Origin of the sequence: Pseudoalteromonas sp. BSi20652 (assembly GCF_000239855.1) — a bacterium.
GTDB lineage: Bacteria > Pseudomonadota > Gammaproteobacteria > Enterobacterales > Alteromonadaceae > Pseudoalteromonas.
On record NZ_BADT01000073.1, the window covers coordinates 23,801 to 46,863 of the forward strand.

Below are 23,063 nucleotides of genomic sequence, written 5' to 3' on the forward strand. Positions count from 1 at the left end.
CGGATCAATAATACTTATTCAATGCGCGTATCTAAATGCCTTAGCAAAATTAGCTGGCGATCATAATGCTTTTAACATTTACGAATTCGCGCATACCAAAACCGCCGTGCTCTCGACCATAACCACTGCCTTTTACACCACCAAACGGTAAGTTAGGTTGTGCTAAACCATAGCCGTTGATGTTGATCATACCGGTATCAAAATAAAATTTAGCAAGTTCGATGGCTTTATCCACATCAGTTGAGAAAATACCACCGCCTAACCCATAGCGTGAGTCGTTAGCAATGCGCATTGCATCATCGTTGTCTTTTGCTTTTATAAGCGAGGCAACCGGACCAAATAGCTCGTCGTCATACGCAGGCATTCCTGGTGATAAGTTATCAAGTAACGTTGGTGGGTAGTAGTAACCTGTTTTTTGAGGTATTTCACCACCCGTTACTATGTTTGCACCCGCTTTAACAGACTCCATAACTTGGTCGTGAATGCCGTCACGCAAATCTTCACGGGCCATTGGGCCTAAGTCTGTATCATCTGCCATTGGGTCGCCCATTTTCATGGCTTCAAACTGCTCTTTTATCTGTGCTTTAAAATCATCATAAAGTGACTCAACAACAACATAACGCTTAGCCGAAACACACGTTTCGCCGTTATTGATCATACGGCCTGTTACACAGGTTTTAACTGCAAGTGCTAAGTCAGCGTCATCTAGTACAATATACGCATCATTACTACCTAGCTCTAAAACTGTTTTTTTAACGTGTTTACCGGCTTCTTCAGCTACTTTTTTACCTGTAGCGTCACTTCCTGTAAATGTTACGCCGCAAATTGCTTTGTGCGAAATTAATGAGCTAGCTGTTTTACCGTCGATAAGTAAGTTGCTGAAACAGTACTCTGGGAAACCTGCTTCTTTAAATAGCGCTTCAATTTTTTCAGCCATGCCAAATACATTACCAGCATGTTTTAGTACTGTAGTGTTACCCGCCATAATGTTAGCGGCACTGTAACGAATTACCTGATAAAGCGGGAAGTTCCACGGTTGAATACCTAATAGTACACCTGTTGGTTGGTAGCTGATAATTGCGCGGCCGCCGTCCATATCACGTTCTTCGTCAGCAAGTACTTGTGGGCCTTGTTCGGCTGTGTAACGACAAATTCCTGCGCATAGTTCAACTTCTTGAAAACCTTGCTCGTATACTTTACCCATTTCTTCGGTCATGAGTTTTGCAATTGCTTCTTTTTGTTCTTCAAAAAGTGAAGCTAGTTTATTGAAGTATCTTGCTCGTTCAGTGAGTGACGTTAAGCGCCATTGTAAATATGTTTCGTGAGATTTTTCGATTACCTGTTCAGCTTCTTTTTGAGAAAGTAGTGTGTAGGTTTTAATGGTTTGTTCAGTTGCCGGATTAATCGTTTTAACTGTGTTAGTCATTTCTATCTCCTTACAAATTATGTAATGGTGATAGTGCAAAACGAGAGCCAATATAAAAAAATAGTGTTAAATAAAGTTAAGCTATTGAAATTTAAATTTTATTTTTTGCTTTTTTAATTGCTAAAATTTTTTACTGATATGAATAAATTACTCAAGGCAGTAAAAAATTCTGATTAATGCAAAATTTACAAGGTTACACATTTAATTTCTGTAACTTATAGGAGCTCTTTAGCAATGCGCTTTAATAAGTAGGTTTCTCGTAAGATAGAGAGCCCTTGTTTTTCGCTATTGGCTAGCGTGCGCTCGTTATGTGCAATTGCATCGTTGATATCAACCCATTTAGCGGTCATGCCATTTTGCAGCTCATAGTGTTCTAACTGTGCTTTGCCAAACTCATCGGCAATAGTGCATGTATAGCAATACGATTTGATATGAATAATATCAAAATCATCTTTATACCAAGGGCGATACTCTTCATAGAGCCCAAAGGCTTTAACTACACTTATTTGTTGTGCACCGGTTTCTTCGCTTAGTTCGCGAATTAAACCTTGCTCAATACTTTCGCCTTCATCGATTCCGCCACCAGGTAAGCTGTAGTCTTCATAGCGGTTTGTATACATTAAAAGTATTTTATTATTTTTAATGACAATGGCGCGAGCCGTTAAACGCGTAAATTGACTACCTTGGTCAATATTAATCCCTGAATGAATTAGGGTTTTTAATTGCTGCATTTCGTCTCCTTTTTTAAGCTTTTAATAATAACAGTTGCTACCATTATATAAATAGAAATGATATTAATTATTTTTAAAATTTGTGATCGATTTGTTTAAGCTTACGTAAATGTTCGGCTGTTAACATAAGTGGCATTTAATAATTTAAACTCACTCAAAAAATAGATTCTAAGCATGCCTTTAAATTAGTATTTGTGATGCGTAGAATGATAAAAAAGCATAGGGATTTATCATGTTAAACATACTTTTAGTAGATGATGACGTTGAGTTTAGTGACGTTGTTTGCCACATAGTCGAATTCCTCGGCCACAACATAAACACTGCTACCAGCTTAAAAGAAGCACATCAATGGTTTGAAAATAATACCTTTGACCATGTGCTGCTTGATTTTATGTTGCCTGATGGTAGCGGCCTGCACTTGCTTGATCATTTAAAGACGATTGGGCAATCCCCAAAAATTACACTTATATCGGGTCATCCTTCAGTTAAAGGTATTTTAGCTGACATGTGCGAGCCAAACGTAGGGCATTTATTAAAGCCATTGCAACGTGAAGATTTAGAGCTGGTTTTAAATGGCCCTAAAAAAACAGTTAAAAAAGCAAAATCGAGCGGTATTAAACGACACTTTGGTGGGTTAATTGGTGAGTCTGAGCCAATGCAAAAACTATACAACATGATTGAACGCGTTGCTAAAACAAATGCTAACGTGATGCTTATGGGGGAAAGTGGAGCAGGTAAAGAAGTAGTAGCTCAAGCTATTCATAATGCAAGCCAATGTGAAGGCCCGTTAGTTGCGAGCAACTGTGGTGCACTTTCAAAAGAGCTAATTGGCAGTGAATTATTTGGTCACGAAAAAGGCGCGTTTACAGGCGCAATTGCACGCAAAGAAGGTGTGTTTGAACAATCAAATAACGGTACTTTGTTTTTAGATGAAGTAACCGAAATGCCAATTGATATGCAGCCAAATTTACTGCGAGTGCTTGAAACTAAAAAAGTAACCCGTGTAGGTGGTAATAAAGAAATCCCCACTAATTGCCGTGTTATTTCGGCAACTAACCGCTCGCTTACCGATTTAGCGCAAAATAATGTTATTCGTGAAGATATTTACTTTAGGTTGGCTGTTTTTCCTATTGATATACCGCCGCTTCGCGATAGAAAAGAAGATATTCCTCTATTGGCTAAAGCTTTTTTAGATCAACTTAATGATGAAAATGGTACTGCATTTAGTTGGACGCCAACGCAGCTTAAAGAGCTACAAAGTTACGAGTGGCCAGGTAATGTGCGCGAAATTCGCCACGCTATACATCGTGCGTTTATTATGAGCGATCCGCAAACCAGCGATATTATTCTACCAGATAACTTAGAGTCGCCTTTTTCGCGTGTTAATAATCAAATTGCCGAAAAGCCAGTATCAGCAGGACAAACCATTGAAGAAGTCGAAAAAGAGCTTATTCATGCAACGCTTGATAAAGTTCAAGGTAATAAAACGCTTGCTGCACAAATGTTAGGTATTAGTACTAAAACACTTTATAACCGCTTAAATGCGTATGGCGGTATTGGCGAATACAAATAGATTTAAAGGAAAGGTATGACATCGGACAATAAAACTGAGCAACTAAATAAATTAGTACACGATACAAGAGCGCCGCTTAATCGTATATCGATGAATGCAGAACTTATTAAATTGGTACTTGAAAACGATATGCCAAAAGAAAAAGCACTAGATGCACTTGATAAAATTATTAATAACTGCCAGCAGTGCAGCGAAAGTTTACAAAAAATAACTGACTCTCAATAAATAGTAAGTGTTGTATAAACGCTAATTCGGGAAGCTAAATGAGCAAGCAAAAACAGCAAGGTAAAGCGAATGTTACTTGGGCAGCTTTTATAGTTGTTGTGTTAAGTATTATTGTAGGTAACGCAGTTTTAGCATTGAATACGATTCAAGGTTTAACGCAAACCCAAAAGAGTTTAGACAATACTAATATGCTGACAACGGCAATTGAGCAAATTCATCTATCTGTAGTGCAAGCTGAGTCGGGTCAACGTGGTTACTTACTAACAGAAGAAGTTGATTATTTAACGCCTTATTATGATGCTATAGGACAAATTAAGGCGCAAACAGATCATGTTAAATCACTTCATTCTGAAATAGAAGGTCAAGCAGAGCGTATTGCTCAGTTGTTAGCATTAGTTGATAGTAAAATTAAAGAGCTAAAAAAAACGGTTAATCTTGCGCTTGATGATAAAGAGCGACGTGCGCTGTATGTATTAAATACACACAAGGGAAGGGAGCTCTATAAGCAAATTCGCGAGAGTGTTAATGAAATACAAGACCGTGAATTGCTCTTTAAAGTGAGCCATTTTTCTAAGTTAGCTAAGATTAAAAACGAGGCTAAGATTACCTTTGCAATTACGGCAGTAACAAGTGCATTACTTATTATTGGTATGTTTGTGGTGACCCGTCTAAATTTAAGAAATGCCGCACAGTATCGTTTTGAGCTTGAAAAACAAAACGAGAGTTTAGCAATCAAAGTTTCTGAGCGTACGCAAGAGCTGACTTTATACTCTGATGAGTTAAGTCGAAGTAATAGAGAGCTTGAAGAGTTTGCTTTTGTTGCAAGCCATGATTTACAAGAACCACTTAGGAAAATTCAAGCATTTAGTGACCGTCTCGAAACAATGTTTAAAGATGATCTCGGTGAAAAAGGGATAGATTACATTGGGCGTATGAAAAATGCGGCGCAACGTATGTCTAACCTAATTAATGATTTACTAGAATTTTCGCGTATTACTACACGCGGTAAAGATTTTGATGATACAAATTTAAACGAAGTGGTAACTGATATATTAAGTGATTTAGAAATTGCTATAAATGAATCAAATGCACAATTTGATGTCGAAGACCTCCCAATTATTCAAGCCGACAAAAGCCAAATGCAGCAACTTTTTTAAATTTGTTGTCGAACGCGGTTAAATTTAGGCGTCCAGATATAAGCCCTCATATAAAAATTAGCTATCAAAATGAAGACATTTTTAGTGATGATCATAATGCACATTTAAGTTTTCAAGTTATTACAATAGAAGACAACGGTATTGGTTTTTCACAAGACTATGCCGATAAAATATTCGTACCGTTTCAACGATTACATGGACGCTCCCAATATAAAGGCACCGGTATTGGCCTTTCTGTTTGTAGACGTATTGTAGAGCGTCACGGTGGAACAATTACAGCCCAGAGTAAAGACGGTGAAGGTGCAGCCTTCATCATAAAACTACCTGTGGAAGCTGCGCTTTTCACATTGCAAGGAGAGGCTTAAATGCCCTATTCAAAAGTAAAACCAATTACTATTTTAATGGCTGACGATGATGAAGATGATCGTTTGTTAACACAAGATGCCCTTGCCGAAAGTCGTGTGCTCAACGAACTTCATTTCGTTGAAGATGGTGTTGAGTTACTAGAATACCTAGAGCGTAGAGGGAAATTTGAAGATAAAGCGGTGTCGCCTCGACCAGGGTTAATATTACTCGATTTAAATATGCCAAGAATGGATGGTCGTGAAGCGCTTGAAGCTATAAAAGCAAACCCTAATTTAAAGGGGATTCCGGTTGTTATTTTAACTACGTCTAAGCAAGAAGAAGATATGGTTAAAGGGTATAACTTAGGTGCTGCATCATACATAACAAAACCTGTGACGTTTGATGGCTTAGTCGATTTGATGAAAACGTTAGGCAAATATTGGGTAGAATTTGTAGAGCTACCAAGCACATTTAACGACTAATGGAGATTTTATGTTAGACAAAGTGACTCAGTTGCTGCTTGTAGAAGATGATGAAGATGATTATATACTCACCTGTGACTATTTGGAGCAATTGGATTCACACACGTTTAACATTCAATGGATAAGCTCGCCAGAGCAGGCCATTGCAACGCTTAGCAAAAATGAGCACGACATTTGTTTGCTTGATTACCGCTTGGGTGCATCTAATGGTTTAGATGTATTAAAAGAAGCGATTGCTAATGGCTTTAGCGGCCCCATAATTATGCTTACCGGGCAGTCAAACGACGAGTTAGACTCGGCGGCGCTTGATGCTGGTGCAGTAGATTACCTAATAAAAACAGAAATGAGTTCGAGCCGCTTTGCGCGCGCTATTCGTTATGCTTTAGCGCGTAAAGATGTAGAAGGCGAGAGAGTAGAGCGTTTAAAAGCCGAAGCCGAAAATCGCTCAAAAGACCGCTTTTTAGCTCATTTGAGCCACGAATTACGTACCCCTTTATCGTCTATTTTAGGTTACACCGAACTATTAATGCAGAGCGACTTTAGTCAGCAAGCAGAAAATGAATTGGGTGTTATTTATCGAAACGGTAAGCATTTATTGAGCCTGTTAAACGATGTGCTCGATTTATCTAAAATAGCGGCCGATAAACTAGAGCTGACCTTGAGCGAAGTTAACCTTGATAGCATGCTTGCCGACGTATACACGCTAATGCGCGTATCGGTGCTTGATAAGGGGCTCATGCTGCGCTTTGAATCTCACCAGCCATTACCTTTGGTTGCACGACTGGATGCAACAAGAGTTCGCCAAATTTTAATAAATCTAATAAACAATGCGGTTAAATTTACCGATAAAGGCGAAATTGTTGTTAATGCGTGGACGCAATGGGTTGATGATCGCGAAATGCTATTTTTTAGCATTAAAGATTCAGGTATGGGCATTGCCCCTGAAAAACAAGAACTCATATTTAAGCCATTTGAACAAATAGCCGATGTAGAATCACGCTCAGTAGGTGGCGCAGGCTTAGGTTTGGCAATATGTGCTGAATTGTTAGCGCGTATGCACGGTGATATTAGTTTGCACTCTGAAATAGGCAAAGGTTCTACATTTACGATTTCTGTTTACCCGGGTGATATTAGCGAAGTAGAACGACAAGTACTTAATTTTAGTAGTGCCCCGCATCTACAAAATAAATCGGCTCCATGCAAAGTGCATGGACGAGTATTAGTAGTTGATGATTTACGTGATTTACGCATGCTAGTAGGGCACATGATCAGCTCTTGCGGTGCGCGCGTAGATTACGCCGAACATGGTCAGCAAGCACTTGAAAAAGTACGTATTGCAGATGCATATAAAGCGCCTTACGATATTATTTTTATTGATATTCATATGCCTGTAATGGGCGGCAAGGAAGCGACCATTGAGCTTAGAAAAATGGGCTATAAAGGTCCAATAATCGCGCTTACTGCCGCTACTATGAAAGGTATACATGAGGAGCTTGCTGCACTTGGTTTTAACGATGTAATACCAAAGCCTGTTGATAGCGCGGCTTTATATCAATGTTTGCAAGATTACTTGGTCGCGCCAGAGCATGCACCGCAAGCTAAAGATATAAATTGCAGTAAGGACTTAACCGAGAAAAAACAGCGTTTTTTACTTGTAGAAGACGATCACGATGCAGCGCAAATTACGCAGCTACTTTTAGAAAGTTTAGGCGTTGAAACCGTCATTGCGTCTAGCTGCGCACAATGTTTGCAGATACTTAATCACGACCAGCAATTTAATAAGGTATTGTTAGATATGCATTTACCCGATGGGCGTGGCACTGACTTGGGACAGCAAATTTATGAGCGATATCCAGAGCTACGCTTGGTGATTGTAAGTGGGGCAGAGCCAGATCCTAGAGAAATAAAAGATTTAAATATTGACCGAGTTTTACTTAAACCTATTAATTTGAGCTTACTTGAAACGCTTATTAGCTAGGGCCTGTTTATCTTTCGAGGTTAAATTTGCAGCAGTATGTTTGGTATTTAGGCAAGGCAGAGCCTGTGTAGTGTGGTTATTCCCCATAAATAGGCGATAACGTAGCACAAATGCCAAACATGCGCTGCCCGAAGGGTTCTGCCCAGGGGCTATTTACTCTTTGTTGCTCGGTTTTTACTTAGCCCACTAGGCTACAAACCTCGTGCCGCGATTAAATAGCCCCTAGATTGAACAAATTTTAATCCTGAAAGGTCAACAGGTCCAATAACTGAGACATTATTTATATGCATTCAATAAAGTTAGTATCGGAAGAATTAACACCATCAAAAGTAGTCTGTGTTGGTCGAAACTATACCGCGCACATTGCAGAGCTAAATAACGAAACGCCAGATCAAATGGTTTTATTTAACAAACCAAATAGCGCACTTACTAATACGTTATTTGCAGCTCACAACGGCGATACGCTGCATTATGAAACCGAGCTATGTTTTGTAGTTAAAAATAAAAAATTTGTAGGTGTTGGGCTCGGCCTTGATTTAACTAAGCGTACTGTGCAAAGTAAATTAAAAAATAAAGGGCTTCCATGGGAGCGCGCTAAAGCGTTCGACGGCTCTGTTATTTTAACTGATTTTGTAGCGATGACCGATGCAATGAAGCACTTTACGTTTGAACTTAAAATTAATAATGAAGTAGTTCAGCAAGGCGATACTCACTTTATGCTGCATAACCCTGACTCGATTTTACAAGAAATTAGTGAATTTATGAGCTTAGAAGATGGTGACGTAGTAATGACAGGCACACCGTCGGGCGTAGGTGAGGTAACAGCTAAAAGTATTTTTGCTGTCGCACTTTATGCTAACGATCAGTGCTTGCTTGAGCGTCAGTGGCAAGTAAGTAAAAATTAATAACTTGCTGTTGGTAGTGTTTATCGAAGTCGGCAAAGGTAGTTTTAAGCCAATTATGCTGACTTTGTTGGTACTCAGGCGATTGTAGTACATTATTTTTTAGTGCGCGGTTAATTTTTTTAAGCGCTTGCTGTGCAAAATTATTAGGTGCGTTAGCCGCACAACCTATTGCCCCACGTATAAATTGCTCATTATTTCCTGCAATTGGCACACTGACTATATTTGTAAACTTTTCTTGTTGATTAAAATAATCGGCCATAAATGGGTAATCAATTGAGTAGTCTAAAAAGCCATGGTTTAAACGCGCTATAACAGCCTGACTTTCATTTTCGCTGCTCCAACTTAGTGATGAATCAGTGTCTCTTTTTATATTATCGATAATTGTATTAATTTTAGTTGTAAATTTACGTGCAGCCGCTTGCCCGTATACGTATTGCGGGTCGGTTAATAAATTAATAAGGTGAATAGGCGAGCCGTGCTTTTTCTCTATTTGCGGTTTTAGCTCTTTAGTCGTGATAATTGAAAACGGTGGATATACCGTTGTTGGGTTTGAGTAGCTGAGTAATTGGTTATTGTGTTTTTTATAAATAACACATGGAAAACATACGTTTTTTCCTTCACTTAAATATTTATTTATACGCTGCTGAGGTACAATTAAGCGAGTATGTTTTACATCAGTAATAGTGCTAATTAGTTGTTCAGTTAAGTTATCGCACAGGCCGCCCTGTGGCGCATTTTCGCTTTTGCTTATGTGAAATGGAGGTGTATAACTTTGCAGCCAAGTAATTTCTTCTATAGGTTGCACTTTCTGCTCACTGGCATATGTGTTAAATACAGCTAATAGGCAAAATGCATAGTATCTGTTTTTCAGCATTGATAAGTATTCGTTGAATTGATAACAGGAATTTAAAGTATAGTATTGGTTGTAGTAGGGTCAATATTTTAGTTAAAAGCAGCCTTATTTAAGGGTGCTTTTAACTGGTACATGCTTAATAAGGCATTGGGTAACTTTTAAAAATAGTGTTTATATCAGCTAAAATTTCGTCACTTAACGTTAGGTTAAACGCATCAATATCTTCTTTTAATTGGGCTATGCTTGTTGCACCAATAATTGAAGAGGTTACTCCATCTACTTGGTTACACCATGCTAGTGCTAGTTGTGCTGGAGTAATATTGTTTGCATTAGCCAGTTCAACATACTGCTTAGTAGCTTGCTCTGCATTAGGTGTATCTCTAAAAATACCGTTGCGCTGCATAAAGGTCCAACGAGAACCTTCTGGGCGAGCGCCGTTTAAGTATTTACCTGTTAACAAACCAGCAGCTAAAGGCGACCACGGTAAGTAGGCAATATCTTCGTGTACACATTGTTCTATTAAATACGGCCAATCTTTAGCATGCGCAAGGCTAAACTCATTTTGAATAGATACCATACGCGGTAAGTTATGCTCTTTGGCTAAACTTAAAAACTGGCTTATACCCCAAGGTGTGTCGTCAGATAAGCCGCAGTGCTTAATTTTACCTGCTTTAACACATTCATTAAGGCCTTCTAGAATATCAAGCATACTGGCTTGCTGCTCTTGTGTATTTACGTCGGTAAATTTAAGTGTACCAGGCCACTGTCTGCCAAAATGTGGCGTAGAGCGGTTTGGCCAATGCAGCTGGTATAAATCAATGTAGTCGGTTTGAAGGCGCTTAAGCGAGCCATCCACGGCTTCTACTACTGTTTGGCGAGTAATATTGCCGCCATCGCGTACCCACGACAACCCATTTCCTGCAATTTTAGTAGCAAGTACGATATCGCTGCGTCTTTGCTGATTACGCGATAGCCAGTTACCAATAATTTCCTCTGTTTTACCATAGGTATCTGGAGATGGAGGCACAGCATACATTTCGGCTGTATCAATAAAGTTTACGCCTTGCTCAAGTGCATAGCTTATTTGCTCATCAGCATCGCTTTGAGTATTTTGTTTACCCCAAGTCATACTGCCTAAACATGCTCTTGAAACGTTAATACCACTGCTGCCAAGTGGGCTGTATTGCATGAGAATTCCTTATTGTTCGTCTTGAGAGTAGCTAACTAACGCTGATAAAAGAGGCTCTGCAATTAGTGCTTTTTGGCCTGTTTCAAAATCAAACATAACCACTTTTGAAGTGCCTGTTGTTGTTATAGCGTTTTGTGCGTGACTAAATACGGTGTAATTCATAACAAATCGGTCTGTTTTTATATCGGAAATAGTAACACCGACTGTAAGCGTATCTGGGAACGTTACTGGGCGTTTGTAGCGAATGTTATTTTCGCTTATTACCGGACCCACGCCAGTAGGGCTTATTGTGTCGAACAGATTTATTTTATTTAAAAAGTCGATTCGGGCTATTTCAAAGTAACGTAAATATACTACATTGTTCACGTGTTGTAGTGCGTCCATATCAGCCCATGCTACGGTGATGTCGGTATGAATGAGGTGCTGATCTTTAAACGTTTGCATTATTAGCCCTTAATTTTAAAACACTTAGATTATCAATATGGGGTTATGAGCTCAAGGTAATTAATTCCATGTTTTTTATAAGATGATTGTACCGAATTAATTTTAGGTCTACAGTTAGCAAACACAGAAAAAATACACATGACAAACACACACACACAAGAGGTACACATGCAGAATATAATTAATTGGCTTTTAGCTTGTCTGGTTTTTATAGCCTCTTTTACCTGTTACGCAATGGGTAATGAGTCTGGCGCTATAATATTAATTTTAGCGGGATTTTTCTTTGAGGTTATTTTCTGGCTTCGAAGTTGTAAAGAGTCAGGAGAGAATAAACGCTTTTTTTAATAGTTAACTAAGCTTGCTTATCACAACCGATTCTATAATAATAACTGTATAAATAAACAGTTTTAATTGCAGTGATGAAAAAGTTTATTCACATAGACATGGATTGCTTTTACGCAGCGGTAGAAATGCGGGATAACCCAAAACTTGCACATTTACCGCTTGCGATTGGAGGCAATAGCCGACGAGGCGTGCTCTCAACCGCTAACTATATAGCTAGAGAGTATGGCGTGCGCTCGGCTATGTCGAACTATCATGCTAAACAATTGTGCCCTGATTTAGTTATTGTACCTGGGCGTATGTCTGTTTATAAAGAAGCTTCAAATCAAATACGCGAAGTATTTAACAGCTATACAGACTTAATAGAGCCTCTTTCCCTTGACGAAGCCTACCTTGATGTAACTAATAGCAATATTTGTAAAGGCAGTGCCACGCTTATTGCACAACAAATAAGAGCTGATATTTTTAATGCAACGGGACTCACTGCATCAGCAGGAATTGCGCCTATAAAGTTTATTGCCAAAATAGCCAGTGACGAAAATAAGCCCAATGGGCAATTTGTAGTATTACCTAATGAGGTCGATGATTTTTTAGCACAATTACCTCTGGGTAAAATTCCGGGTGTGGGTAAAGTAACGCTCGAAAAACTCAATTTAAAAGGCTTATATACAGGTAAAGATGTACGTGAAAAAGGCGTAAATTGGATGCAGCAACATGTGGGTAATTTTGGTGTGTCGCTTTACCAAAAGTGTGCAGGTGAATATGTTGGTAAAGTATCAACAGATCGCATCAGAAAGTCGCTGAGTGTTGAGCATACTTACGAATACAATAAAACAAGTTTGCAAGAGTGCCTAGATGAGCTGCCAAAGTTATTAGACGAATTAGTTTTAAGACTTAATAAACAGCAATTACAAAACCGGATTAATAAACTGAGCGTTAAAGTTAAATTTGCTAATTTTATAGTGACCTCAGCCGATCAGGCATACCACCAATTAAATACCGAGGTTTTTGCACAACTACTTACTAAAGCTTATCAGCGAGGTGTATCGCAACCGGTCAGGCTTTTAGGTATTGGGGTGGGTATTAAAAACCAACCAGATCAAAATTTCCAACTTAGTATTCTCGATTAAGACTGTAAAGTCTGTAACCACAAGTTGCCATTAAACAACCAATTAAACTAAACACTTATTCCTGCTTGCTGGTCTTCAATATTCAAATCGACGATAATAGGGGCTTATGTTTTTTAACAGGACCTTTATTTATGGCATATCCACAAGCCGTGTTGGCTCAGCCAGTAAGTGCTAGCCTTGACTGCACATCTCATGATGCATTAATCATTATTAGTGACGACTTTTCTAAATTACCAAATAACTCGCTACGTGATGCTGTTTTAGCGCAGGCAAAAGTAGATTCTCGCATTGGTAAACAAGTTACTTTATTAGTGATTGAAAATAAGCGTGTAGTGCTTGCGCCAACCGGTCCGCTAAATAGAGATTATGACGATGTACGCCGTTATTTTGATGCGGCAAAACTCGCTATTAATGAAGCTAAAGCATCGGGCAGTGTTAATCCTGCATTATTTTTACCTAATTTAAATGGTGATAGCCGTTACCAACATGCGCTGGAAGTTGCTTATTTAGGTGCTTGCCAAGCATTGTGGCAGCCGTTAGAAGCACGTGAATTTCATGGCGAGAGTATTGAACCTATAACAAGCATTGGTTTAGTTGGCGCAAGTGGGCAAACAATTAAAGCCGTTAATGCAATTGCTGCTGGTCAATATGCTGCGCGTGATTTATGCGGTACTGAACCTGAACGCATGGCTCCACCACGGTTTGCTGATTACTGCGTTGATTTATTTAAAGGCTCAAACATTGCGGTTGATGTAATCGATGATATTGCAGCTATTGATAAAAATTACCCAATGTTAAGCACGGTTGCTCGCGCATCGTATGCAGTTGAGCGCCATCACCCTCGTGTTGTTAAGCTTGAATATGTACCTGAGGGCGAAATTACTCGCACACTTATGTTTGTAGGTAAGGGTCTTGTATACGATACAGGCGGTGCTGATTTAAAAGTGGGTGGTCATATGGCAGGCATGAGTCGCGATAAAGGCGGTGCAGCATCTGTTGCGGGGTTTATGAAAGCGGTTGCTGATTACCAGCCTAAAGGCGTTAAAGTGGTATCGTACTTAGCCGTTGTTCGTAACTCTATTGGCTCAGATTGTTTTGTGCCAGATGAAATTATTACTAGCCGCGAAGGTATCCGTGTACGTATTGGTAATACTGATGCAGAAGGGCGCTTGGCAATGGGCGACCTGCTAAGCGAAATGAAAGATTTAGCTAAAACTGAAATAAACCCAACGTTGTTTACTGTTGCTACATTAACGGGACATGCTGCTCGTGCTATGGGTCCTTACGGTGCGTATGTTGAAAATGGTCCAGCTCGTAGCGCTGGTATTTCACGTCAAATAGCCGATTTGGGTGACTTATGGGCTGATGGTGCAGAAGTATCGCGTTCTCGCCGTGAAGATTACGATTTTATTAAACCACGCACGCTAGCTGACGATGTACTCTCTAGTAATAATGCGGCATCTGCAGTTACTGCTCGTGGGCATCAGTTCCCAATGGCGTTTATGGCTATTGTTGGTGGGCTAGATAAGCATGGTAACGATTCTGTACAGCCTTTACCCTATGTGCATATGGATATTGCTGGTAGCGGTGTAGAAGGCGGTGATTGGCAACATGGCAAGCCAACAGCTGCATCAGTAACGAGCTTGTTTGCACGTTACTGCTTATAAGTAAATAAAAAGCCCTGAATTTTCAGGGCTTTTTGCTAAATATCTATCTAAACTGAGTTTTTTAAGCGATTTATTACCCAGAGTTTAGGTTAGTTAGTCTAATTTAAAACGCTTAACAACACTAGATAGCTCTGAGCTACTTAGTTTTAGTTTTTCACTTGCATCTGTAAGTTGCGTCGTATTATTTAATGATTTTTCTGTGGAGTGTGATAGGTCATTTATCCGTAAATTAACTTCATCAGCGGCTTGTGTTTGTTGTTCTGTGGCGCGCGCTATTTGACTATTCATTTCGGTAATTATAGACACCAGTCTTTCTATTTCATCAAGAGAGGTATTAGCCAATGATGCCTGCTCTACGGTCGATATAGAGAGCGCTTGGCTGGCTTTTACAGCTTCAACAGCGGCTTTAGTTCCGTCTTGTAGTTTGGTTATCATAGCTTGTATTTCATCCGTACTTTGGCCTGTACGGCTTGCTAAAGTACGCACTTCATCGGCAACAACAGCAAAGCCACGACCATGCTCACCTGCGCGCGCAGCCTCAATCGCAGCGTTTAAAGCCAGCAAGTTAGTTTGCTCCGAAATACTCCTAATTACATCAAGCACTGACCCTATATTATGGCTCTCGTTGGCTAAATCTTCCGTTACCCGGCTTACTGTTTCTATGTTGCTAGAAAGCGTCTCTATGGCTGTAATTGTTTGAGCCACTACATTTTTACCTGTGGAAGCGTTTTTCGCTGCATCAATTGCAGCTTGTTCAGCGGCTTCTGCATTTTGGCTCACGTCATGTATTTGGTGGGTCATTTGCTCCATAGCAGCTGCTACTTGTGTTGAGCTGTCATTTTGTAGTTCAATAAATGAATGACTTGTTTTGCTTGATTCATCCACTGTATATGCATGCTCATTTACGTCAGTCGCGCTTTGCGATACATCAATTAAAGATTTACGCATTTTTGATATAAAAGAATTAAATGAGTGAGATAGTTCTGAAATTTCGTCATTCCCTTCTTCGTTTAAGCTGCGTGTTAAATCCCCCTCACCTTGCGAAATATCTTTCATCATATCAGCTGCAAGTCGTGTAGGTACAATAACGCTCTTACCTATAAAGTAACAAAGTAAGATAACGGCAAGTATCATTATAATTGCATTTATAATTATTAAATTACGTTGTTCCTCAAACGCAACATCGATTGAATCAAGATAAACACCAGAGCCAATAATCCATTGCCATTGATTAAACCCTTTAACAAATGCAATTTTATCGACTGGGTTATCATTTCCAGGTTTTTGGCCATTTATAGGGGATAAAGCCTTCACCAGTGCTTTTGACAATATTTACCATATCAACAAAGAGGGCCTTTCCGTCGGGATCTTTGTTATTGGTTAAGTCTTTGCCTTCGAGCGCTGGTTTTATAGGATGCATTAGCATTTTTGGTTGGTAGCTATTAATCCAAAAATAATTGGTGTTGTCATACCTCAGTGCGCGAATGGCTTGCATTGCTTGTAATTGTGCTTGTTGTTGTGTGAGTTCTTTATTTTTTTCAAGCGTATAAAAATGATCAATAACGCTATATGCGGTCTCTACTACATTTTGTGTTTTGAGGTATTGCTCGTTTTTAAGTGCATCATATTGATGAGTTAAGCTTGAAATACTTAATACGATCAAACCAAAAACAACAATACCTACCAAAATAGCGAAACGTTGAAAGATACTAAAACGACGAAGGTTGAGCATACATTTATCCTTTATAAGTTTGCACTAAAAAGTGCATAGGATAAGCGTAGCTAAAAAAAGAATTTAATCTAGGTTTGCCACTCATTAATGCAAAAAAAAGGCTGATTTCTCAATCAGCCTTTAGTTTATTTTTTAACACCGTTTAACTATTTAACATCAAAATGACGATTAAAGAAGTTTGTAATTGTTTGATGTAAGTGTGTTTGAACCTGTTTTCCACGTAGGCTGTGTTTAGAGCCTGGGTAGGTCATCATTTCAAACTGTTTTTCGTTATCTTGCAGTTGTTTGAACAATTTAGTTGAATGCGTAAACAATACATTGTCGTCAGCCATGCCATGATAAATCATTAATGGGCCTTTTAAGCCATCTGCATATGGAAATACTGCGCTGTCTTCGTAGCCTTTAGCATTCGTATCAGGGTGACCTAAATAACGCTCTGTGTAATGCGTATCGTATAGAGCCCAATCGGTTACTGGAGCACCCGATACGCCGGCTTGAAAGTAATCGCCTGCTTTAAACATAGTCATAAGTGCCATGTAGCCGCCGTAGCTGTGGCCATAAACACCAATGCGTTGTGGGTCTACGTAATCAAGTGTACGTAAAAACTCTACGCCTTTAATTTGATCGGCAACTTCAACCACACCTAGGTTTTTATAAATAGCATCTTCAAACTTTTTACCACGGTTGTACGAACCACGGTTATCCAGTTGAAAAATTACGTAACCTTGTTGCGCCATGTACTGAAAGTACAAGTTTTTACTGCGCCAGCTATTCGTCACTCGTTGGGCATGCGGCCCGCCGTATACGTTAACAATAACAGGGTGCTTTTTGTCATTAGTAATGTTGCTCGGCTTAAATAAACGGTAATGCATAACTTGACCATCATCGGCTTGAATTGTGCCGTATTCTGGTTTTGTTAAGTCGCTTAAATAAGGGGTAAGCGGGTGGCTGCTATCAAGCTTGTTTTCTTCAAGCCAGGTAATAAATTCGCCGTTTACTTTACGAAGTGCTGCTGAGTTTGGTTTATTATCAGATGAGCTATTATCGATAAAGGTTTTACTGTCTTTTGCTAGCACAACATTATGGTACTGGCCTTTTTCGGTGATACGTTTGGCATCGCCTTTTTTAAATAAAGGCGCGCTGTATAAATGGCTTTCAAGCGGTGTATCTTTTCGACCGGCAAAGTAAATAATGCCTTTTTTCTCATCAATACCTTTTAAGCTATCAACAGCCCAATCACCTGAGGTAATTTGGCGAACAAGTTGACCGTTTGTGCGATACAGATATAAGTGTTTAAAACCGTCACGCTCAGATGCCCATACAAAGTGTTTTTTGTCTTTTAAAAAACTCAAGATCAAAATGTAGGTTTATCCACGTTTCGCTGTTTTCGGTCAGCGCAACTTTTTGGGCTTTAGTTTCGCTGTTATAAAAACGCAGTTCTAGTTTATGTTGCGAGCGATTTTGCCATTGGTACGACAGTGTATTGCCGTCATTTAGCCATTTTGCACGCGCGATATAAATGTCTTCATCTTTACCTAAATCAATCCAATCTACTTTTTGGTCGTTTAGCTTAACCACACCGAGTTGAATTTTTACGTTATCGGTACCAGTAAACGGGTAGCGTTGGTTAAATAATTTAACTTCGTCAGCGTAAATTTCGTTACGGATAGCTTCTTTAACTGGGGTTTCGTCAACGCGGGTATAGGCAATTTTAGTTTCATCACCTGACCACCAGTAACCGGTCATGCGGCTCATTTCTTCTTGAGCTACAAATTCGGCCATGCCGTTTTTAATTACGCCGCCGCCATCTTTACTAAGCTGAATCTCTTTACCTGATTCAAGCTCTAAAGCGAATAGGTTTTGCTCTCGAATAAACGATACGTAGTTACCTTTAGGTGAAAAGCGTGCATCGGTTTCAAATGTTTCAGTGTCGGTTAGTTTTTTACTTTTAGCAGAGGCTAAATCGTAATAGTAAAGGTCGCCGTTAAGTGGGAATAAAAGTGCTTTACCGTCTTTAGACCATTTGTATTCTAATATGCCTTTACCAAAAATACGTTGGCGTTCGCGGCGTGCTTTTTCTTCATCAGATAGGTTTTCTGGGCCTGAAAATAACTTTGCCGAATCAACTAGTACACGGTTGGTGTTATCTTTTAGATTGTATTCCCATAAATCGTAGCGGTTGTAGTCATCGCTTTTGCCTTGTAAATAAGTTACACGGCTGCCGTCAGGCGAAAATTTAAGTTGTACAGGCGATTTACCAGAAAGGCTCGGATCGTCAAAAATACGCTCCAACGATAAAGGTTTTGCTTGAACACTAATAGCGCCAACCATTAATGGTAGGGCTAGTGAGAGGTGTTTTATTTTTTTTAGCACAAGGTTGCCTTAGCTTATTATAAATATTGCTTTGATGGTAAAGCCAAGCGTGTGCAACTGCAACTAAATGCTATAAAGTGGCGATTATTAAAGACAAAGTAGGACATAACAATGACTCACCCTGAATTTAAACTAGCGCCAGAACTTAAACGCGACTGTATAGAGCTTGCCGATTGGCCACTGTGTAAAGTACTTTTATTGAACGACAGCCAATATCCGTGGTTTGTATTAGTGCCTAGGCAGGCTAACTTAAAAGAGATAATTGATTTATCTGAGGATGATCAAATTGTGTATTTAAAAGAGTCAGCCAAGCTAAGTAAATTATTAATGGATGTGTTTAGCCCGGATAAATTAAACATAGCGGCTTTGGGTAATATGGTGCCGCAATTACATATTCATCATATAGCACGTTTTACGACTGATGCTGCCTGGCCTGCGCCAATTTGGGGTAAGTATCCAGCAGTGCCTTATACAGATGTACAAATTACAGAGTTAAAAAAAGCGCTGCAGTTTTAAACTGCAACGCTTTTTTAGGGTTTAGCTAAGTTTAACTAAGCTTATTTGAGCCCTAGCACTTCTTTACCTTGTTTAAACGTTACATCTACAGGGATATTTGCTTTGCTTAGTTTTTCTAAGTCTTCAGCAAGTTCTTCTTTGATATCGCCATGTGTTGCAATTAGCTGATCTACCTTTTCGTAATCGCCATCACCTTGTAAGGTTAAAATTAAGCGAGAAAGCTTGGCCATTGCAATGCTCATTTTTTCCATATTAACGCGGTACAGGCCTTCTTCATTTTTAGAAAAAGCGCCTTCTTGAGCAAAAAAGTTAAAGCGGATCATATTTGCTTTACCATGCGCGCTTGATGCTCCAAAACGAACTGAGCGGAATATACCCGCCATAAAGGTCGTGTAATAATCTTCAATAGTTCCTTCTGTAATTTCGCCCTTTTTAAGCAATTGCTCAATCATATACAGGCCTAAAATGTCGGCTTTACCTTCTTCAAGCGCACTGGCGTGTTCTTGTAGTGATTGGCGAACTGTGCCTTTACCAGTGATTGTATTTTTAATACCTAAACCGTGAGCCACTTCGTGGAACATGGTGTTGGCAAAAAATGCATCAAAAGTAATGTGTTTACGCTGCTCAGGTACGATTAACTGCTCTGAAATTGGTACTAAAATTTTATCAAACTTAGCGCGCATCGCATTTTTAAGTTGCAGGCGACGAGTTCCTTTTTCTAGCTGTACTTGCTCATCGTTTGGTAAGTTAATTGCAATTGTTTTGCTGCCGGCGTTTGAATGCCCTGCGTAGTAAACGACATCATATGCATTTAGGTCGGCGTCAGAGCCTGGTACTTCTTGTTTGTACTTAGCATCAACGGGTAAGTCTTTTTGAAGATCAGGTAAAAATGCTGCAAATTTAGCTAAGCGCTCGCTCCATTTTAAATCTTTAATAAGTACGTAAGATTCATACGCTGCACGGTAACCAAATAATTGATCTTCATAAGTCTCAATAGGACCAATAACCACATCTACTGGGTTATTTTTCATATCCATCCAAGCAAAGTCAGAAGCTTGGAAGTCATCTTTTTGTAGTGCATCAGCACGCAGGTTTAAGTAATTAGCAAACTCTTTGTCATCAGCAAGTTTACTTGCTTGACGTAAAAGGTCTGCGGCTTTTGAAAGCCTATTAGCGTATTCTTTTGAGTATGGCACGCTGTAAAGCTTACCTTGCTCATCACGCTTAATTACAGAGTAAAGGCCTGTTTTGTCTTCAACATCTGCATTGTTTAACTCTTCTTTGGTTATATCAGCAGGGTAAAACTGTGCGCCAAGGGGTTTTTCTTTATAACCAGATAAAAACGCTTCATCGCCATTCAAACGATCCCATGGACCGTAGTTAATATCGGCAAATTTACGTACTTTGTCGTCGTTTAGTTTTGCTAAAAAAGCATCTTTATTTTCACCAAAAGATTGCTTCCAAAATAACGCGTCCATTATTTTTGAAGCATCAATAAGCTTTGCAACCATCGCTCGTTGGTTGTCGCTTAAGTGTGATAAATCACTTTTTAAGCTAAAGTCGGTGTAAATATCTAAACGTTGTTGATCTGCATTAATAGGCTCAGAGCCTGATTGTGGATTGCTTTTTTGAGGAAGCTCTGTGGCTGTGTTGTCGCTAGAAGACGGCGCTTGTTCAGAACATGCACTAAGAAAAACGACACCAGATAGCATAATTGCTTGGCTAATTTTATTTAAGATCATCATATTGCCCGTTAAAAAAGTAAGTTTAATAATTTGTACTGGCTAGAAAAACACTAAAAAAGGCACAAACGCTTCCTTATTGTGGTTGCATTAAAGCAAAACTGAATGGTAAATAGCAAGTATTTGGCGTTGTAAAGCACATGGATGAGGCAAAGGAAGATAGATAAAAATAAACTTCTATAATTTTATTAACTTTATCGGTAAGTTAGGCAATACTAACTCTATTAATAATACAAAAATTAACTGCTCAAATTTATAGTTAATTTACAGACTAAACACAAAAGGATGGCAGCTTTATGTCTACAGAAAATGCTTTATTAACGATTTTAGTTGATAGAATAAATAACGATACGTTAGTTTTACCAACGCTACCAGAGGTAGCGATTAAGGTTCGACAAGCTGCAGATAACCCTGATGTGAATTTAATGCAAATGTCAGATGTTATATCACAAGATCCTGCTTTATCTGCTCGTATGATTAAAGTGGCTAATAGTGCAATTATGGGACGCTCTATAAAAGTATCTAATTTACAACAAGCAGTGACTCGCATTGGGTTGCGCCAAATTAAAAATATTGCAACGGCTATGGCTATGGAGCAATTATTTGTATCAAACAATGAGCTGATTAAAGGCTACATGGGCAAGGCGTGGCAAAAAACATTAATCGTTGCTAGTCATTCAATATCATTAATGGAGTTTTATTTAAAAAACAATAAACACACTTCATTAAATCGTGATTCAATTACACTTACTGCGCTTGTTTATAATATTGGTGTATTACCAATTTTAACAGAAGCTGAGCGCCACCCTGAGGTATTTGCTAATCCAAGTTTTCTAGCTCATGCGATTCAAAAGTTGAGTGGCAAAATAGGCTCTTCAATTATGTTTGCGTGGGAGTTTCCTAAAGAGTTTGTTGATGTTGCTCAAAGCTGGGCTGATGCTAGCTATAAACCAGAGCAAGTAAGTTACGTTGACTTTATTCGCGTAGGGGCAATATTAGAGGGGACGTTACAAGTTTCTGATAAGTCAGCAGCGTTGCAAACATACATAGATAAAGGGGTTATTCCTTCTATGCAGTTATTCACAAGTGATGAGTACAATGAAATGCTAACAGATGTAAAAGATATGTTTAGCTGAATATCCCCTAAAATGAATTAAAAAAAAGCACGATTTAATCGTGCTTTTTTTATGCTTAAAACAAGATTAACGTTATGATTTAGCTAAGTCTTCAATATCACCTAAGCCAGCAGTTAGTTCTTCAAGCAATTGCTTAATTTCTTCAGAAGCTAAAATAAAGTCTGCATCTAATTTTACTGCCATATCTTCTTTAGGTATGTCAGCATTTTCTTCTTTTAGTGTTTCTGAGTAGCTCAAACGTTTAATTGAACCATCGTTTTGCAACATAAATTTAAGGCGTTCTTGCCAATCAAGGGCAAGTTTAGTAACACGTTTACCACTTTCTAGGTGTGATTTAACTTCGTCACATGATAGATCATGGCCTTTTAGCTTAACTTGAGCGCCACTGTCGTCTGCTTCTTCAAGTTCTGCGTCTGAGCCGATTGCAAAACCCTCTGGCGTACTAAAGTTAGTTAACCAATCAGTTAAAAATACATCTAGGTCGTAGTTAGCAAACGCAGGTACAACGGGTAATGTTCCCAATGATTTACGAAGTAATGCGAGTAACTCTTCAGCTTTGTTAAAGCTACCACTATTTACAACAACCCAACCATTTTCTTGGTCAATAAATGCAAATTGTAAACTTGATTTTTTAAATGCTTGAGGAAGAAGAGTGTGAAGAATATTCTCTTTTAGTTCATCTTTTTCTTTCTTTTTAACTGGACGATTTTCTTCGGCTTCAATTAAATCAACTTTTTCAGCAACAAGTTCATTAATAACAGAAGCAGGCAATACTTTTTCTTCACGCTTAGCACACACTAAAATACTTTTTTGAGAAAAGTGCGATAACGTTTCACCATGCTTTCCAAACGCCTTCGTCCAACCAAATGTAGTTAGTTCTTGGCCAGTACATGGGCGAAATAAATCTTGCTCTAGTGCTTTATCAAAAGCTTCTTGAGTATATGAAACGTCTTGCTTAAAGCGGTAACAAATAAGGTTACTAAACCACATAGGGGAATTAATCCATTTGAAAAATTTATTCAATCATAGCAATAAAAACAGCATCTCGAAATGACTGATTTGTTACTAGGGCTTGTTGATATTTTTGGATTAATATTTGTTCTATTTTAAGGGGGGG

Annotated in this window: 16 protein-coding genes and 3 pseudogenes; 10 read left to right on the forward strand and 9 right to left on the reverse strand. The window is 38.9% G+C overall.

Annotated elements, in window-relative coordinates; genetic code table 11:
- Window positions 1-49 precede the first annotated feature (49 nt).
- Window positions 50-1,426, reverse strand: a complete 1,377-nt coding sequence (locus tag P20652_RS12205; protein ID WP_008167449.1) for an NAD-dependent succinate-semialdehyde dehydrogenase — start codon at window positions 1,424-1,426, stop codon at window positions 50-52.
- A gap of 215 nt (window positions 1,427-1,641) precedes the next feature.
- Window positions 1,642-2,157 carry an NUDIX hydrolase gene (locus P20652_RS12200; RefSeq protein WP_008167451.1) on the reverse strand — a complete coding sequence of 172 codons (516 nt, stop codon included), beginning with the start codon at window positions 2,155-2,157 and terminating at the stop codon, window positions 1,642-1,644.
- Window positions 2,158-2,389: 232 nt separating this feature from the next.
- On the opposite strand from P20652_RS12200, the gene P20652_RS12195 reads away from it, so the two are divergent.
- The 6 genes and pseudogenes from P20652_RS12195 to P20652_RS12175 all read left to right on the forward strand — a co-directional run bounded on the left by P20652_RS12195 (window position 2,390) and on the right by P20652_RS12175 (window position 8,822).
- The gene (locus tag P20652_RS12195) at window positions 2,390-3,730 is read left to right on the forward strand and encodes a sigma-54 dependent transcriptional regulator (protein WP_008167453.1); all 1,341 of its coding nucleotides are present in this window, start codon (window positions 2,390-2,392) and stop codon (window positions 3,728-3,730) included.
- Between the two features lie 15 nt (window positions 3,731-3,745).
- The gene (locus P20652_RS12190; protein ID WP_008167456.1) at window positions 3,746-3,955 is read left to right on the forward strand and encodes a histidine kinase dimerization/phospho-acceptor domain-containing protein; all 210 of its coding nucleotides are present in this window, start codon (window positions 3,746-3,748) and stop codon (window positions 3,953-3,955) included.
- 38 nt (window positions 3,956-3,993) lie between these two features.
- Window positions 3,994-5,477 (forward strand): annotated as a pseudogene (locus P20652_RS17790) (CHASE3 domain-containing protein).
- Window positions 5,478-5,939 (forward strand): response regulator, encoded by a 462-nt coding sequence (locus P20652_RS12185; protein WP_008167460.1) that lies wholly within the window; start codon window positions 5,478-5,480, stop codon window positions 5,937-5,939.
- Window positions 5,940-5,949: 10 nt separating this feature from the next.
- Window positions 5,950-7,917, forward strand: coding sequence for a hybrid sensor histidine kinase/response regulator (locus tag P20652_RS12180; RefSeq protein ID WP_008167461.1), 1,968 nt, complete (start codon window positions 5,950-5,952; stop codon window positions 7,915-7,917).
- A gap of 284 nt (window positions 7,918-8,201) precedes the next feature.
- Window positions 8,202-8,822 (forward strand): fumarylacetoacetate hydrolase family protein, encoded by a 621-nt coding sequence (locus tag P20652_RS12175; RefSeq protein WP_008167462.1) that lies wholly within the window; start codon window positions 8,202-8,204, stop codon window positions 8,820-8,822.
- On the opposite strand, the gene P20652_RS12170 is transcribed toward P20652_RS12175, so the two are convergent.
- The 3 genes from P20652_RS12170 to P20652_RS12160 all read right to left on the reverse strand — a co-directional run bounded on the left by P20652_RS12170 (window position 8,773) and on the right by P20652_RS12160 (window position 11,308).
- Window positions 8,773-9,696, reverse strand: coding sequence for an ABC transporter substrate-binding protein (locus P20652_RS12170; RefSeq protein ID WP_033017276.1), 924 nt, complete (start codon window positions 9,694-9,696; stop codon window positions 8,773-8,775). The two genes, P20652_RS12175 and P20652_RS12170, sit on opposite strands and share 50 nt — an antisense overlap.
- Before the next feature lie 115 nt (window positions 9,697-9,811).
- Window positions 9,812-10,864: an aldo/keto reductase gene (locus P20652_RS12165; RefSeq protein ID WP_008167464.1), complete on the reverse strand. Its 1,053-nt coding sequence runs from the start codon at window positions 10,862-10,864 to the stop codon at window positions 9,812-9,814.
- Between the two features lie 9 nt (window positions 10,865-10,873).
- Complete coding sequence (locus tag P20652_RS12160) at window positions 10,874-11,308, reverse strand: thioesterase family protein (RefSeq protein ID WP_008167465.1); 435 nt, start codon at window positions 11,306-11,308, stop codon at window positions 10,874-10,876.
- Between the two features lie 419 nt (window positions 11,309-11,727).
- On the opposite strand from P20652_RS12160, the gene dinB reads away from it, so the two are divergent.
- Window positions 11,728-12,780, forward strand: coding sequence for a DNA polymerase IV (gene dinB, locus P20652_RS12155; RefSeq protein ID WP_008167466.1), 1,053 nt, complete (start codon window positions 11,728-11,730; stop codon window positions 12,778-12,780).
- A gap of 131 nt (window positions 12,781-12,911) precedes the next feature.
- Window positions 12,912-14,447, forward strand: coding sequence for a leucyl aminopeptidase family protein (locus P20652_RS12150; protein WP_008167467.1), 1,536 nt, complete (start codon window positions 12,912-12,914; stop codon window positions 14,445-14,447).
- Between the two features lie 93 nt (window positions 14,448-14,540).
- Here the strand turns inward: P20652_RS12150 and P20652_RS17795 are convergent.
- Both P20652_RS17795 and P20652_RS17800 read right to left on the reverse strand, forming a co-directional pair.
- Window positions 14,541-16,179, reverse strand: a pseudogene (locus tag P20652_RS17795) (methyl-accepting chemotaxis protein).
- Window positions 16,180-16,325: 146 nt separating this feature from the next.
- Window positions 16,326-18,552, reverse strand: a pseudogene (locus P20652_RS17800) (DPP IV N-terminal domain-containing protein).
- 111 nt (window positions 18,553-18,663) lie between these two features.
- On the opposite strand from P20652_RS17800, the gene P20652_RS12145 reads away from it, so the two are divergent.
- Window positions 18,664-19,068 carry an HIT domain-containing protein gene (locus P20652_RS12145; protein WP_008167473.1) on the forward strand — a complete coding sequence of 135 codons (405 nt, stop codon included), beginning with the start codon at window positions 18,664-18,666 and terminating at the stop codon, window positions 19,066-19,068.
- A gap of 41 nt (window positions 19,069-19,109) precedes the next feature.
- Here P20652_RS12145 and P20652_RS12140 read toward each other — a convergent pair whose 3' ends face one another.
- A complete protein-coding gene (locus P20652_RS12140; RefSeq protein WP_008167474.1) occupies window positions 19,110-20,810 on the reverse strand; it encodes an NUDIX hydrolase in 1,701 nt (566 codons plus the stop codon).
- A gap of 296 nt (window positions 20,811-21,106) precedes the next feature.
- Here P20652_RS12140 and P20652_RS12135 point away from each other — a divergent pair, with 296 nt between their 5' ends.
- A complete protein-coding gene (locus P20652_RS12135) occupies window positions 21,107-21,946 on the forward strand; it encodes an HDOD domain-containing protein (RefSeq protein ID WP_008167475.1) in 840 nt (279 codons plus the stop codon).
- Window positions 21,947-22,018: 72 nt separating this feature from the next.
- On the opposite strand, the gene rdgC is transcribed toward P20652_RS12135, so the two are convergent.
- Window positions 22,019-22,936, reverse strand: coding sequence for a recombination-associated protein RdgC (rdgC, locus tag P20652_RS12130; protein WP_008167477.1), 918 nt, complete (start codon window positions 22,934-22,936; stop codon window positions 22,019-22,021).
- Between the last annotated feature and the right edge of the window lie 127 nt (window positions 22,937-23,063).